Raw genomic sequence first — 15,970 nt, 5'->3', positions numbered from 1 at the left:
CGGTTCCGATGTCGTGGTATCAGTCTCCGACTCCGGTGTCGGAATTCCGTCGCATATGGTGCGGAAGATTTTCGAGATGTTCAGCCAGGTCGATCGGACGCTGGAAAAGACCACCGGCGGTCTCGGCATAGGGTTGGCGCTCGTGAAGGGACTGGTGGAGATGCACGGCGGACGCATTGAAGCCCGCAGCGCCGGTACGGGTCAGGGGAGTGAGTTTCTCGTACGATTGCCCGTGTTACCGGATATCATGCAGCCGGTGGTTCCCCTGGCCGGTGATGACCAGTCGGTCATCGCCAGCTTGCGCGTGCTGGTAGTGGATGACAACTACGACGCCGCCGATTCCATGGCAACCATGCTGCAACTGCTTGGCAACGACACGCTCACGGCTCGCGACGGGGAAGAAGCGCTCGTGATGTGCGAATCGTTCCGTCCCGACGTGGTGCTGATGGATATCGCCATGCCGACGATGAACGGGTATGAGGCTTGTCGACAGATGCGTCTGCAGCCCTGGGGGAGCGAGATCGTGATTATCGCGCTGACCGGTTGGGGTACCGAAGACGATCGACGCCGGACGCGTGAATTCGGCTTCAATCACCATCTCACGAAGCCGGTGAATCTGGCTACGTTGCGCGCCATCTTGGGAACCATCACGCCTCACGCTCGTTAGACAGCGAGTGAGCGCGCACGCTGACTGCGTCGGAACCGTCACGCTGGATGCCCATGATCAGTCGATTCATTCGCGTCGGTTTGGTGTGCGTCGCCACGCTGCGATGCGCCGCCGCCGCGCACGCGCAAGACCGCTTTCCCGCCGCTGGTGCGACCGGTACCATCAGTGGACGCCTGACCGAAGCGCTCAAGGAAGCTCCGATTGTCAGCGCCACGGTGCGCGTGTTGGGTCAAGCGGCGGTCGCGCAGTCCGATTCCAGCGGGCGATTCACCCTGCGCGGTGTGCGCATTGGCATCGTGACGATTGAAGTGCGGCGACTGGGGTTCGCCCCGGTCACCAAGGGCAATATTGCGGTATCACCAGCCAAGCCTGCCGAAGTGGTGGTGGTGCTGCGTCCCATTGACGTGCTGCTGGATGCCGTCACCGTGCGTCCAGAGGCATTCCCGGCGCAGATGGCCGTTGCGACCCCCGTGTCTACGCAATCATACGACGCCGAAGAAGTCCGGCGTCAGCCGGGCGCTCAGGAAGACGTGTTGCGCGCGATCTCGATCGCCCCTGGCGTGGGCGTGACGAGTGCCGGCCGCAATGATTTGGTGGTGCGTGGCGGCGCGCCGTTCGAAAATCTGTTCGTCGTGGACAACATTGAAGTGCCGAATATCAATCACTTCGGCTCACAGGGCTCCACCGGCGGACCGGTGTCGCTCGTCAACATCCGCTTCATCGAGTCGGCGTCGCTTTCGGCCGGTGGCTTTGGCGCCCGCTTAGGTGACCGTACGTCGTCCGCCACCACGCTCACGTTGCGCGAAGGCAATCGCGAGCGCGTGGCCGGCGAACTCAATGTCGCCGCTACGCAGTACGGTGCCGTCATCGAAGGCCCAATCGGCAAACACGCATCGTTCTTTGCGAACGTGCGCCAGAGCTATCTCGATCTGTTGTTCAAAGCGTTTGGATTCAGCTTCATTCCGTCGTACACGGACGCGACCGCGAAGGTCGTATGGCGTCCAACGAAGCGCGACGCGTTCAGCCTTCTCACCATTGCGGCGCGAAGCACCGTTTCGTTCGACAATTCGACCGACTCCGGACGCGTGACGAACGCCCAGGTCGTCAATCCCGGACAAGACCAGTACTTTACCGGACTCACGTGGAAACGCCTGCTTAGTCGAGGCGTTGCGACCACCACACTGGGTCGCACCTGGACGCGCTACGCAACGTCGCAGCGGGATTCGCTTCTCGTGCCGGTGCTCGAGAGCCGCTCGACGGAAGGGGAGAACACGCTCCGCACCGACGTGACCTGGCTTGCCGGGCGCGGCGTGGAGATCGAGGCCGGTACGATCTTCAAGTATGCGAGCGACCTGCGTTACAACGCCACGCTGGCCGGTTTCACGCGCCGCGACGAGGCAGGCATGGCGCAGCCGCTGCGCGTGGATACCAGTTTCACGGCGCTGCGTAACGGCACGTATCTGCAGGCGACGTGGCAAGCGCAGCCACGGTTGCGGCTATCGGTTGGCGCGCGTAACGATTGGTACGGATTTCTCGACAACGCCGTGCGATTCTCGCCACGTGCGAGTGCGTCGCTGCGCATTGATCCGTTCACGACGCTCACGTTGGCCGGTGGACGCTACTGGCAGGCGCCAAGCTACATCTGGTTGGTGGGTGATCCGCAGAATGCGCAGCGCCTGAAACCCTTTCGTGCGGATCAGGCCGTGGCTGGTGTCACGCGATTGGTGGGCGGCGACGCCAAGGTGCAACTCGAGGTGTACGGGAAGCGCTACGCCGACTATCCCGCGCGGCGGTTCCGCCCGCAGGCCGTGCTGAGTCCGAGCGGCTTCGACGATGCCACAACCGACATCCCGTTTGGACTCGAACCACTCCAATCGACGGCGACCGGCAACGCGTTCGGCATCGAACTCTTTGCGCAGAAAAAGTTCGGGGCGTCGCCGTTCTATGGACAGCTCAGTACGAGTCTCAACCGCACGCGCTTTACGGGAATCAACGGTACCGCAACGCGCGGCGCGTTCGATTCACCGGTCACGGCGAATGGCGTGTTGGGATGGCGTCCCAATGCGAAATGGGAAGTCGCGACGCGCCTGCGCGGCGCCACGGGATTGCCGTTCACACCATTCGTCTCCACGGGATCACTCGCGGGAACGTTGGACTTCACACGTTACAACGCCGAGCGTGTCGGGACATTTGTGGCCGCCGACCTGCGGGTAGATCGACGCTTTGTCATGCGTCGCACGCAGTTCATTGCCTTTATCGACCTGCAGAACTTCACGAATCGGCAGAACCGGCAGGCACCGGTCTGGAACCCGAGAACCCGCGCCGTCGATACCAATCACAGTATCGGACTCCTTCCGTCGATCGGGCTGAACTTCGAGTTTTGACGCGCTGGTCGTTGGCCGGCCTGCCCTCAGCTCCGGAAGAAGTACACGTACTTCGCGACCAGTCCGCCACGAGATGGTCGCGACCATGGGATCGGGCGATTCAGTCCCGTGGGCCAGTTGCTGTTCCAGACCACGAACAGATCGCTGCCCGGCTTCACGGTCCAGCGTACGCGCGCGTTGGCGGAGGCGCGATTGGATTGATTGTCCCACTGCGCGAACAGCGTGCTGTTGAGGCGTGGCGAGAAGGCGTAGTCACTGCGCAGGCGCACGGTATTAGCTGTGAACGACGTTTGCGCCAGCGACACCACGGAGCGCACGACATCGACCGTCGCTAAAACGTGTGGCGTTCGCCGCAACCGCACACCAGCGCTCACCTCGGACGAGCGACCATCGTAGAACTGCCCCGTACTGCCGGTCACGTTGAACCGCACGGTGCGCCGTTCAGCGCCACTGTATTGCGCTTCCACGCGATTCCACCAGTAGCCTCGGGCGCGAACTGTGGCACCAGGAAACAACGTAAAGTCATCGGTTGGCGCGTCGAATTGCCGCTGCACGTTGAGCTCGATCTGGTCGCCGGTTTGGAACTGTACACCCAATGGCTTCACTTCCAGTGACGCGTTGTTGAGGCGCCAGTTCAAATCCCACACGACATCATACGAGAGGAGGTCGAATTCGAACCGGCGGATCACGTCCCGTTTGCGCGGGCGCGGCGTGAATGACGTGCCGCCTCCCAACCGATGCACTCCGCGCTGCTGCACAAAGCCAAGCGCGGGATTGTAGCCGGCATCGACGCGGTCGAAGCGCACCACGATGTCCGCGTTATCATTGGGGTAATCCACCATCACGCGGTAGTGCCCGCCCACCGGCGCGCCAACGGAGTCCTGGCTCCACGACGCATTGCCGAGGACGACCAGGTTCTGGCCGCCCTGCACGACGTAGGGCAGGTTGAAGTCCAACCCGCCGGCCATGCTCTGTCGTCGCGCCGGTCGATCGCTGAGCGTCGCCATAGCGCCCAGAAATCCGCGACCAAGGATATCGTGCTTCACGCGCAGTACGGCGTTCGACGCCTGCTCGGCATCGCCGGTGCGCATCGCCAACAATCCCACTTGGTTCCCGAGGGTGCGACCCTGCACCCGCACCCCGAACGGAATCGTGACCGGCGTCCCGTTTCCACCCAATCCGATGCGGCGCGAGTAGAACATCTGTGTCTGGCGCACACGCCCGAAGTCGAAGATGCCCGCGCCTTCGGTAAAGAACGGACGTTGCTCGGGAAAGAAGAGCGGAAAGCGCGTGAGGTTCACGATCTGCCGGTCGACTTCGGCCTGCGCGAAGTCGGGATTGACGGTCACGTCCGCCGTGAGCGTACTGGTAATGGGTGCCTTGAGGTCGAAGCCGACGTGTCCGTTGCTGCCTCCTGGGCTCAATACGCTGTCGCCGGCCTGCGTGAAGTAGCGCCGTTCGGTGAGACGCGACTCGGCGAGCGCGTACGGTCGGAGCTCCACCTTCGGACGAGCGGGGAGCCGTGTGAAGCCGCCGATCAGCGCTTCGCGCTCGAGGAAACGGAAGCCCTCCGAGCGCTTCCAGCCCCGGAACAGGACTTCCTCGTTCTTTCGCGGCATGAAGCGCCGGAAGTTCATGCCGAACACGCTGTCGCGCTGTGCGTACCGCAGGGTGGCCCACGGAATGAGCATCTCGACCTGATAGCCGGTGGCGGTGACCTCCGACCGTACGTTCCAGACGCCGTCCCAATCTTCGTTGCTGCTCTCAAAGGTCAGATGCTCGGCGTCCGACATAGCGCCGTTGGCATTGGCGCGGAAGTAGAAGCCACTGCGCTTGTCATGCAGCCCATCCACTACCACCGCGACGTGGTCGTCGGCGTTCAGTGAGGCATCGCGACGCAACTGCGAGCGCACGATCTGCTTGGGCTCGCGATCGGCGCACCACCAGCCCACCGCCAGGCCATCGGGTGTCGCGAGGAGGCGTACGACCGTGCGCTCGCTCGCGGGGGCGCCCTCCTCAGGGTCGCGTTGCCGGAAGTCGGTGATCGAGTCGGCGCGGGCCCAATCGGGCTCGCTGAAGCGACCGTCGAGCGTAATGTGGTTGGACGTGCGAAACGCCCGCGCGTCGGACTGCGCGGCAGCGCGGGGTGCACTGAGTGAGAGAGCCGCCGCTATGACGAGGGTCGCGGTCGCGGCGAGGGTGTGGGAACGCACCGTCACCGCCGCGTGCGCTTCGCATACCGTCCACCGATCGCCGCGCCCAGCAGGGCACCCCATCGCTGCATGCGGCCGAGCACCGGCGGGGTGGGCGCAACGTCGCTCGGGAGCGAGATGCTGGAGGAAGCGGGAGGTGCCGCAATCAGGAACGCGACCGGAACAGACGCAGCGGCGGGGCCGGCATAGGTGGCTGGCCGCCGCAGTGTGCGACGGGTGAGGCCGGACGGCTGGGAGGGGGGCATTATGGGCGGTAGTGTAGCACCGGAGCGTTGCATTTGGAACGCGGGTGAGGCGTGGGGAGCTCTATTGGCTGTTGGGTTGGGAATCGGGTACTGACGTTCCTCGTATTCTCGAGAGCGGAACGCCTACGTGAACAAAATGCGAGCGTGGTGCGTTGCACTTTGCTACCCTCTTTCTTTCTATCCCGCCCTGTCTCACACAATTATGCCTTCGTTGCGTTTTCGACATAGCACCATCCTGCCCGTGTTCCTCTCGCTGAGCGCGTCGCTGGCGTTGGCACCGACCGCTCTTGCGCAAGGCGGTCGTCCGCCCGTCGGAAGTGCCGGTGGCCCGCCGCCGGGGGGAATGGGGCGGCCGAGCGCGCCCGACTCGTTGACGATGCAGTCGCAGGCAATTCGTGTCTTTCTGGACTGCCAAGGCCGCGTGCGCGGCTGCGATCGCGACTTCATCGTGACCGACGTGAACTTTGTGAACTGGATGCGCGATCGGTTCGATGCCGACGTCCAGATTCTTGTATCAGGATTGACCAACGGTGGTGGCGGCTCGGAGAACACGGTCACGTTCATCGGGCGCCGCGCCTTTGAAGGAATGGCCGACACTTTAGTGCTGAACACCCTGCCCAATGACGCCGACGACGTGATCCGCCGCGAGCTCGCGCGCACATTCAAACTGGGGCTCGCGCGTTACGTGGCTCGGTCGCCCATGGCCAAGCGTCTGCAGATCGCGTACGTCGCGCCGGCTGGCATGCAACAGGCATCGCCGGCCAACCTCAAAGACAAGTGGAACCTCTGGACGTATACGACCAACACCAATGTCTTTGTGCGTGCCGAGGAGCAGCAGCAGACGGTGAACGGTTCTCTGTCCTTGTCGGCCAATCGTTCAACCGCCAACTGGAAGTTGAACACATCGGTGAGCGGCAACGTGAACACGCAAAATTTCAAGATTGCCGCCACGCCGACCCGTCCGGCGATCTCGGTGCGCAACGAGCAGCGCACGTACAACGCGAATAGTCTGATCGTGCGGTCGTTGAGTTCACATTGGTCGACGGGCCTCAAGGCCGGCGCCGGCTATTCGGACTTTCTGAATCAGGACCTCGCGCTGCGGTTGCAACCGGCTGTTGAGTACAACGTGTTCCCGTGGACGGAGCAGACGCGGCGCCAGTTGACGTTTCTCTACAACGTGGGACCCAATTACTACAACTACCAGCGCACCACCGTACTCAATCGTGATTCGGAAACGCGATTCAGCCAGCAGGCCACCGCGTCATTGGTTGCCCGTCAGTCGTGGGGCTCCTCCAACGTCTCGCTGGATTGGTTGAACTACCTGCACGATTTCAGTCGGCATGCCCTGACGCTCAGTGGCAACGTCGATCTGCGCATCGGTCGCGGCTTCTCGCTGAACGTTGGTGGCTCCGCCGCTCGGGTGAATGATCAGATCTATCTCCCGCGCGCTGGCAACACGGAAGAGGAAATTCTGTTGCAGCGGCAGGCGCTGCAGACCGGATTTCGCATCACCACCAACATCGGCCTTCGCTACACCTTTGGATCGATCTATAACACGATCGTGAACCAGCGCTTCAGCAGCCTGGGCTCGAGCGGTGGTCGATTCAACTTCCAATTCTTCTAGGCCCGGACCCTGACGTCCATTCATCACGCTGCTAGCGTGGTTCTTGCACAGCCACGCTGAATGACCACGCGGCTTCTCATCACCGTTCTGTTGGCAGCAGTTGGCAGCGGCTGCGGCGGCCGTGCGCGGCTCCCGGTTGAGGCCGGCACGGGACCGGCGCCGGTGCTCGATGCGCCCCGCACATCACTCATTCCCACCCTTGCCGTCGCGGCGGCGCGACCATGGCGGGCCAGCGAAGCGCCAATCGCCGCGCCGGGACTCGCCGTGCAGGCGTTCGCGCGCGACCTCGAGCACCCACGCTGGCTCTACGTGCTGCCCAACGGCGACGTGCTGGTGGCCGAGACCAACGCGCCGAGCCGCCCTGACGATGCGAGAGGTATCAAGGGGTTTTTCTTCAAACGGTTTCAGAAGAAGGCTGGTGGCGCCGCACCCAGCGCGAATCGCATCACGCTGTTGCGCGATACCAACGGCGATGGCATCGCAGATGTGCGTTCCGTACTGCTGTCGGCTCTGGTTGCACCGTTCGGCATGGCACTCGTTGGTGACGTACTCTACGTCGCCAATACCGACGCGATCGTCCGGTTTCCGTATCGCACTGGCGACACGGTGATCTCGACGGCCGCCACGCGCGTTGTCAGCCTGCCCGCCGGCCCGATCAATCACCACTGGACAAAAAACGTGGTCGCTTCGCGCGATGGCAAGACGCTCTTCGTGGCCGTAGGATCGAACAGCAATGCCGCCGAGCGTGGCATGGCGCAGGAGGCGGAACGGGCGGCCGTGTGGGCGGTGGATACGCGCACCGGGGCCTACCGGATCTATGCCAGCGGTCTCCGCAATCCGGTCGGTATGGGGTTTGAGCCCGCCACCGGCGCGCTCTGGGTCGCGGTGAACGAGCGTGATGAACTTGGCAGCGACCTCGTACCCGACTACATGACGCGCGTACGCGACGGCGCCTTCTACGGCTGGCCCTACAGCTACTTTGGCACGCATGTGGATACGCGGGTAACGCCGTCGCGCCCCGACCTGGTGTCGAGCGCCGTGACCCCCGACTACGCACTCGGTCCACACACCGCGTCGCTCGGACTCACGTTCGCACGCCCCGGGGTCCTTCCGGCGTCGCTGCACAACGGGGCCTTCATCGGACAGCACGGTTCCTGGAACCGGAAACCGCCCAGTGGCTACAAGGTGGTATTCGTTCGGTTTGCCGACGGCGTGCCGCAAGGTCTGCCGGTCGACGTGCTCACGGGCTTTTTGGCGGGCGACTCCGCGCGCGGTCGTCCGGTGGGTGTAGCGATCGACGGACGTGGCGCCCTGCTGGTGGCCGACGACGTCGGTAATGCCATCTGGCGCGTCACGGCGCGTGGCAGGTAGGCGACGCAGTCTCAACTATTGGTGCCACGCTAACGTGTTCGGATCTCGCTATTCTTATCTCCCGGTCATCATTCGATTGCCGGACAATTCACCGGGGCGAGGATTTCCATGCTGACGACGGCTCTGCGCGCGACGCCGAGTACGAAACGAACGCGTTGGCAGGTGAACCGGTGACAACACCCGTGAACGGCGTCGTGCCATCGGTTGAAATATCCGCCGCGCGAGATCGCACCGCGGATGATCGGGGAGCCCGCGCACTGCTCGACGCCATGGACGAGGCGTATTGTCGGGTCGAGGTATTCTTCGATGCGACCGGACGGGCCATCGATCATCGAATCCTCGATGCGAATCCGGCGTTTACGCGACACACCGGCGTTTCGGAGCCCGTTGGCCAGCTTGCGAGTGTTCTGGTGCCGGGCGGCGAGCAGCGATGGAATGACCTTTATGGTCGCGTGGTCACTTCCGGCGTGCCCGAGCGCGTCGCGGACGGCTCCGAGGTCATGCAGCGGTGGTTTGAAGTCTTCGTGACGCGGATCGGAAACGCCAGCGATCGCCAAGTCGCGATTCTGTTCAAAGATGTGAGCGCTCAACGGAATGCTGAGCTGGCGTCAGTGCGCCGCACCGCACAGTTCGAAACGCTGCTGAATGAGGCACCGCTCGGCGTCTACCTGATTGATGCCGAGTTTCGCGTGCGCGCGGTCAACCCGGCCGCGCTGGCGACGTTTGCCGGCATTACGGACCTGATCGGGCGCGACTTTAGCGACGTCATGCACATCCTTTGGCCGCCTGAGCGGGCGGACGGCTTCGTGCAGCTGTTCCGGCACACCCTCGACACCGGTGATCCGTTTTTCGCCCCCGACCTCGCCGAGACGCGCTCTGACCGGGGCGTGGAGGAGTACTACGCGTGGCAGATCAACCGAATCTCGCTGCCCGAAGGCGGCTATGGCGTGGTCTGCTACTTCCGCGACATTGCTACCGAAGTGGAGGCGCGCACATCACTCGCCGACTCCGAGGCCCGGTACCGATCGGCTTTTGAATCGGCACCCATTGGCGTGGTTGCCTTCGATGGCGATACGATCGTCCAATCCTTCAATACCCAGGCCGTCGAATTGCTCCAGCGACCGCTGGCGCGGGGCGTGGAGAACGAGGCTCGCCTGTGGGGGCTATGGGAGCCGAACGGACAGCTGATCGCGAGTGCAGATGGGCCGTTGCTCGAAGTCCTGCGTACCGGTGAGCCCCTGCAAAGTCGCCATGTGCTCATTGCGCGACAGGACGGGTCAACGTTTCCGGCACTACTGAGCATCGCCGCACAGCGGAATGTCGGCGGTAAGATCATCGGGGCCGTCGCATCGTTCATCGACATCAGCGAGCGGCTGAAGGCGGACGACGCCCGCACGCGCACGGAGCAGGAGCTGCGCTTCGTGATGGACTCGATGCCGCAGAAGATTTTTACCGCGCGGCCGGATGGAAGCATCGACTATCTCAGTCCCCAGTGGATGGAGTTCACCGGTCTCTCCGTCGAGGAAATACGGGATTGGACGCTCACCTCGCTCATCCATCCGGATGATCTGGCGCATACCATCGCGGCGTGGGAGCATGGATTTCTTACGGAGACGCCGATTCTAGTCGAGCAGCGCTTTCGGCGAAACGATGGCGAGTACCGATGGCATATCAGTCGGTGCCTGCCGATGCGTAACGCTGATGATCGAATTGTTCAATGGGTCGGGTCGAGCACCGATATCCACACGCAGAAGCACGCCGTCTACGAGATGACCCGTTCTGCCGCGCTATTGGCTGACGCGGATCTTCGGAAGGACGAATTCCTGGCGATGCTCGCGCACGAACTACGCAACCCGCTCGCCCCGATACGCAACGCGCTACAGCTCCTGCAGGTCGCGAATGGTACGCCCGCCACCGTCACGATGGCATCAGCCATCATTGATCGTCAAACCACGCAGATGATTCGCCTCGTGGATGAGCTGCTCGACGTAAGTCGAATCAGTCGCGGGACTATTGAACTCCGCCTCGAACGGATCGACCTCGAATCGGTAATAGAACAGGCGATCGAAACGAGTCGCCCTGTCATTGAACGGGCTGGACATCAGTTGACCGTCTCGCTCCCGGGATCCCCCGTGCACCTTGTGGGCGATGCCGTGCGGCTTGCGCAGGTGTTCGGAAACCTGCTCAACAACGCCGGGAAGTTCACGGAATCCGGTGGACGCATCTGGTTGCGCGCCGAACGACAGGGTGATGACATCGTGATCAGCGTGCGCGATACCGGCATCGGGATCCCACCGCACATGCTGATGAGCATCTTCGACCTGTTCAGACAGGTCGATCATTCCCTCGATCGGTCGCGGGGCGGCTTGGGCATCGGACTCAGTCTCGTCCAACGCGTAGTGGAGCTCCATCACGGAACGGTGGTCGCTGACAGCGAGGGGCTCGGCAAAGGCAGCATGTTTACGGTACGCCTCGAGGCGCTCGCTGGTGTCACTCCGCTAGTGCCGCCCGCCAAGAAGGCTGACACGGTCGTTGCGCAGGCGAAGTGCCGAGTTCTTGTGGTGGATGACAACCAAGACTCTTCAGACTCCCTCGTCCTGTATCTTCGGTTGCTGGGATACGATGCGAGAGCGGCCTACGATGGTCTGGAAGCGCTGGCAACGGCGGAGACATTTCGGCCCGTGCTCATAGTGCTCGACATCGGCCTGCCCAAACTCGACGGTCTCGCTGCTGCCCGACGCATACGCGCGACCACCTGGGGAAAGCACGTCACACTGGTGGCGTTGAGCGGATGGGCGCAAGCCGAAGATCATCGGAAGTCCGCCGAGGCGGGTTTCGACGCGCACCTCGTGAAGCCGTTATCGCACGACGCGCTTTCGAAGCTGCTGTCAGAGCTCCGCGACCTCGAGTGACGAGGACCGCGCAGTACATGCACAACCGTTGTCGTTGCTGTTTATCGGCGAAGATTCGTGCCAATCCGCGGTAAAGCTGTGCGTCAACGGTCGCAGAGAACAACGCCACCGCGGATCAACGCGAGCGACCCACCGATCTGCGTTGTTGCGTATTCGCGAACACCCCTGCCAATCGGCGGTAAAGCGCCCTACTGTCCCGCTCACCTGTTCGCCGCCTCAACCAAGACGTTGCCGGCCGGTGTCGGACGACGAGGTGGATGGCGGATCGACCGCGCGTAAGCGGTCGGCGGCGGCGATCACCGTCACTGGACAGTGTTGGGTCTAGGTCGTTGTCGCCGGCTCCCATACCGCCAGCTACTATCTGGGCTGAGTGAATTTCGCCTCCTTCTCTGTCGACGCTCATGCGAACGATTGCTACGCTGCAGGCGCCGGACGGTGGGTCGATCACGATGCGCGATATCGACGTACTCGAGCAACCAGAGAAATTGCGCGCGCAGCTGGGCGACCTGCCGCAGGAGTTCGGTCTCTATCCGAACATGCCCACTCGAACCACACAAACGAACAGCGCCGCGTCCGCCGACGTGCAGGTCACCGTTCGCGCCGGTGCGATCACAGCGCCCGATGCGGTGCGACCGGAGTGGCGACGGCTGCACGCGGACGAAGCAGACGGCGAGCACATCGTCGTCCTGTTCCGTCTCGCCGAGCCCACGAACGCAACACACGCGGTTACGGACTTCATTGCTGTGCTCGATACGGCGCCGGGCACACTGCGCTCGACGAAGGCAGTCGGAGGGCCCGCAGTCCGGACGAGCGGAGGCGTGATACTGGAACGCTCGCCCGGTGAGTACGGTGCTCGCCTGCGTCCGGCGTAGTTCCGACGGGCATCGGCCTGCGCACGGCGGCGAGTTCACCACGCTCGCCGTGCAAGCGCGTACGGAGGCTGACTCGGTGTTCGCGGCGCCACCGCCGAGTGCACATCCCATCCGGATGATCGACGTCGCGTACCTCGGTGCAGAACGATAGACGCGCGGCAGGCAGCTCCTGCGTATCGAAAACACCGGGCAGCAGGACCATCCGGTACGGCTGACGCGCCCTCGTGACGAGGCATCGCTACGAGAGTGGATGAACGCCGACAATCGGGATACGGTGGCCACGACGTTCGCGGGCATGGCCCGTGTCGGTCCTGGGGAGGTCGCGTATTTGCCGGTCGGTCTCGCTCCGGGGGCGTACATCGCGTACTGCCTGGTCGCCGAGGCCACCACACGTCGGCCGCACTTGGAGCTTGGCATGGTCCGCACTTTTCGAGTGCCGTAGCGGAATCTGGCGTCTCGACTTTTGATGGCACGATGGTCGGATCTTACCAACCGGTATTCGTGATTGCAGTTTATTCCATAGAAGAGCGTGGAGATTCGGACAGTATGAACGGAGTCTCCCCAAGCTTTTGCGACGATGACGCCGGCTCCAACATCCCGACTCCGCTCACCGGGCCCTCGCAATGACATCCGCTCCACTGCCGCTTGCCGAACGTCCGTTCCCGCTCGAGCGTGACGTGTTTCTCCGCACGATGCTACGCGAACTCGCCGGCACCTTGCAGGATGTGATCGGTCTCGACGAAGCGTCGGGATTTATCAGTGTCGTGGGCCAGCGCATCGGCGACGATCTGAATGAGGCCTACCGTAACGTGCTCGACGTGCCGACGCTGAATCGAGCGCAGGTGGCCGAGGTCTTGGTGGACCTCAAGCATCGCATTCAGGGCGGCTTCCGCGTGGTCGAGCAGGACGATACGAAAATCGTGTTCGCCAACACGGTCTGTCCGTTCGCCGAGAAGGTGGTAGGACGGCCCGCGCTCTGTATGATGACGTCCAACGTGTTCGGTAGTATCGCCGCCGAAAACCTCGGCTACGCGAAGGTCGTGCTCGAGGAAACAATCGCCGACGGCCATGATGGCTGTCGGGTGGTGGTGCACTTGCGGCCGTCGGCTGCGAGCAATGCCGCGACGGGACGTGAATATTTTCAGGCGTCGTAGGCACCCGTGAGATTTGCGCATTTTCTGGAAGTCGCGGACTGGCTCCCCGATCCCCTGTTGTTGCTCACACGCGACGGCACCATCATCAGTGCCAATCGTGCCGCCGCCCGCCTCCTCGGCGCCTCGGCCGAGGTGCTTGCGGGGGCGTCGCTGATGGCGCGCGTCGATGGCGACGTCGAGGTCGTCGCGCAGCATCTGCGCGAGTCGTCGCGTGCGCGGGAGCCGCATCCCGGTGCGATGGCCGTGCGCACGCACGATGGCGCCACTCTGTCGTGTCGCTGCAGCACCAGTTTGTTCCGTCCGGCAAGTGCCGAACATCCCGCCTTGCTGGTCATGCGTATTCTGCCGCGTGAGACGTCGCCAAGTCAGTTTCGCGTCCTCACCGAGCGCATCGAACAGCTGGGTCGTGAAATTGCCCGACGACAGGCGGTGGAAGAGGAGCGGCGCAAATTGGAAGCGCAGATGTTGCAAACGCAGAAGCTGGAAAGCCTCGGGGTGCTCGCCGGCGGCATTGCGCACGACTTCAACAATCTGCTTACGGGCATCATCGGCTTCAGCGACCTCGCACGCCTGGAGTTGCCAGACGATTCCGTGACGCGCAGCTATCTCGACGAAGCGATGAATGGGGCGCGCCGCGCGGCCGAGCTCACGCAGCAGATGCTGGCGTACTCCGGCAAGGGCAAGTTCGTGGTGGGGCCGGTACGACTCACGGTGCTGGTGGAAGAGATCACGCGCCTGCTGGAAGTGTCGATCTCGAAGAAGTGCGTGTTGCGCTATGACCTGATGCGCGATCAGCCTCCCTGTCTGGCCGACGGCACGCAGCTGCGGCAGGTGATCATGAACCTGATCATCAATGCGTCGGAGGCGATCGGCGACCGCAGTGGGGTGATCTCGCTGACCACTGGCGCCATGTGGTGCGAGCGCGACTATCTGGCGGAAACGTATCTCGACGAGGGGCTTCGCGAAGGCATGTATCTCACGCTCGAAGTGGCGGACACCGGCGTCGGCATGTCGCCCGAGGTACGGGCGCGCATTTTCGATCCGTTTTACACCACCAAGTATACGGGTCGTGGCCTAGGCCTCGCGGCGGTGCTTGGCATCGTGCGCGGACATGGCGGCGCGATCCGGGTGTACTCCGAGGCCGGTCGCGGGACCACGTTCAAAATACTGCTGCCTGCCGCGGCGAATACTACCATGCCTGCGGAGTTTACCGCGCCGCCGGCGGACAGGTGGCGTGGTAAGGGCATGGTGCTGGTGGTGGATGACGAGGAGAGCGTGCGCGCACTGCTACGGCATATGCTGCAGCGTATGGGCTATGACGTGGTGCTGGCGGCTGATGGACTGGAAGGCCTGGCGGTCTTCCAGGCGCACGCCGACCGCGAGCCAATCGTCTTGCTCGACCTTACGATGCCGCATCTCGATGGCGCGGGCACCTTTCGCGAGCTGCGGCGCATCGATCCGAACGTGCGCGTCGTGCTGATGAGCGGGTACAACGAGCACGCGGTGACCTCGCAGTTTGCCGGCAAGGGTCTGGAAGCGTTCATACAGAAACCGTTCCAGTATGATGACCTGCAGGCTACGATGAAACGCGTGAGTTCTGGTGATGTGTTGAGTGGGTGACATATTTGGGAACGCTGTGCTGACCTCACTCTTACTCGACTTCCCATGAAGCTTCGCTCTGTCTTCGCGGCTTGCACCCTCGCACTCGTGCCAACGATGCTGTGGGCCCAGGCACCAGCGGCCACTGCGCCGGTGACCGCCATCAAGGCCGGCCGCCTCGTCGATCCAGCCTCCGGCACCATCGCAAGCAATCAGGTCATCCTGGTGCAGAGTGGCCGCTTCACGGCGGTCGGTGCGAATGTCGCGATTCCAGCCGGAGCGCAGGTGATCGATCTTTCGTCGATGACGATCGTTCCCGGCCTCGTGGACGCGCACAATCATCTGGCACTGACATACAAGGAGGTACCGGAACGCAACAGCTACTATGTCACCACGATTCTCGATGACACACCGTTGCGCGCGATTCAGGCGGTGTCGAACGGGATCCAGATGCTGGCGGCCGGCTTCACGATCGTGCGCGACATGGGCAACAACGGAAAATACGCCGACATCGCCCTGCGGCGCGCGATTGAGCAAGGCTGGGTTCCCGGTCCCACGCTGATCCCGTCGGGGCTGATCATCGCCGGCATGGGCGGACAGTTCTCGCCAAACCCCGAGATGGCGTTCGACCGGAAGATCGTGTACCCGGAATACCTCGAAGCAGACACACCGGACGAGATCGTGAAGGCGGTCCGGCAGAATGCCCTAGTTGGTACGCGCGTGATCAAGATTTGCGTGGACTGCAAGCTATGGGGCTATAGTACCGACGAGATTCGACTGGTCATTCGCGAGGCAGCTAAGGCGGGGCTCAAGGTTGAAGGGCATGTGCAGTCCGTTGCCGGCGCGCATCGCGCCGTTGATGCCGGCATTTGGTCGATCGCGCATGACAATGGCATGAATGACACGATCCACCGGATCATGGCACAGAA

At 63.0% G+C, this 15,970-nt stretch carries 11 protein-coding genes and 2 pseudogenes; 11 read left to right on the top strand and 2 right to left on the bottom strand.

Going from position 1 to position 15,970, the window contains the following annotated elements:
• Positions 1–667 (top strand): response regulator (locus ACLL97_RS05435; protein ID WP_411279463.1); only part of this gene is annotated, 667 nt, incomplete at its 5' end.
• Between the two features lie 53 nt (positions 668–720).
• Positions 721–3,051 (top strand): carboxypeptidase regulatory-like domain-containing protein, encoded by a 2,331-nt coding sequence (locus ACLL97_RS05430; RefSeq protein WP_411279462.1) that lies wholly within the window; start codon positions 721–723, stop codon positions 3,049–3,051.
• A 26-nt stretch (positions 3,052–3,077) separates the two neighbouring features.
• Here ACLL97_RS05430 and ACLL97_RS05425 read toward each other — a convergent pair whose 3' ends face one another.
• Positions 3,078–5,270: a DUF5916 domain-containing protein gene (locus ACLL97_RS05425; protein WP_411279461.1), complete on the bottom strand. Its 2,193-nt coding sequence runs from the start codon at positions 5,268–5,270 to the stop codon at positions 3,078–3,080.
• Positions 5,267–5,509 (bottom strand): hypothetical protein, encoded by a 243-nt coding sequence (locus ACLL97_RS05420; RefSeq protein ID WP_411279460.1) that lies wholly within the window; start codon positions 5,507–5,509, stop codon positions 5,267–5,269. The genes ACLL97_RS05425 and ACLL97_RS05420 overlap by 4 nt, the downstream gene beginning before the upstream one ends.
• Positions 5,510–5,720: 211 nt before the next feature.
• On the opposite strand from ACLL97_RS05420, the gene ACLL97_RS05415 reads away from it, so the two are divergent.
• The 9 genes and pseudogenes from ACLL97_RS05415 to ACLL97_RS05375 form a co-directional block, all read left to right on the top strand.
• Positions 5,721–7,133, top strand: a complete 1,413-nt coding sequence (locus tag ACLL97_RS05415) for a hypothetical protein (protein ID WP_411279459.1) — start codon at positions 5,721–5,723, stop codon at positions 7,131–7,133.
• Between the two features lie 60 nt (positions 7,134–7,193).
• Positions 7,194–8,504, top strand: a complete 1,311-nt coding sequence (locus tag ACLL97_RS05410) for a PQQ-dependent sugar dehydrogenase (protein WP_411279458.1) — start codon at positions 7,194–7,196, stop codon at positions 8,502–8,504.
• Between the two features lie 269 nt (positions 8,505–8,773).
• Positions 8,774–8,854: pseudogene (locus ACLL97_RS05405) on the top strand (hypothetical protein); the annotation flags it as partial.
• 174 nt (positions 8,855–9,028) lie between these two features.
• A complete protein-coding gene (locus ACLL97_RS05400; RefSeq protein WP_411279464.1) occupies positions 9,029–11,416 on the top strand; it encodes a PAS domain S-box protein in 2,388 nt (795 codons plus the stop codon).
• Between the two features lie 392 nt (positions 11,417–11,808).
• A pseudogene (locus ACLL97_RS05395) lies at positions 11,809–11,955 on the top strand (ABC transporter ATP-binding protein); the annotation flags it as partial.
• Between the two features lie 583 nt (positions 11,956–12,538).
• Complete coding sequence (locus ACLL97_RS05390; RefSeq protein WP_411279457.1) at positions 12,539–12,730, top strand: hypothetical protein; 192 nt, start codon at positions 12,539–12,541, stop codon at positions 12,728–12,730.
• A gap of 181 nt (positions 12,731–12,911) precedes the next feature.
• Entirely contained in the window at positions 12,912–13,442 is a 531-nt protein-coding gene (locus tag ACLL97_RS05385; protein ID WP_411279456.1) for a methanogen output domain 1-containing protein, read from the top strand.
• Positions 13,443–13,448: 6 nt separating this feature from the next.
• Complete coding sequence (locus tag ACLL97_RS05380) at positions 13,449–15,062, top strand: response regulator (protein ID WP_411279455.1); 1,614 nt, start codon at positions 13,449–13,451, stop codon at positions 15,060–15,062.
• A 45-nt stretch (positions 15,063–15,107) separates the two neighbouring features.
• Positions 15,108–15,970 (top strand): amidohydrolase family protein (locus ACLL97_RS05375; protein ID WP_411279454.1); only part of this gene is annotated, 863 nt, incomplete at its 3' end.

The sequence above is a fragment of the Gemmatimonas sp. genome (assembly GCF_046594945.1).
Taxonomy (GTDB): Bacteria; Gemmatimonadota; Gemmatimonadetes; order Gemmatimonadales; family Gemmatimonadaceae; genus Gemmatimonas.
Note: the sequence above shows the minus strand (reverse complement) of the source record. Positions and strands in the feature narration are given on the sequence as shown.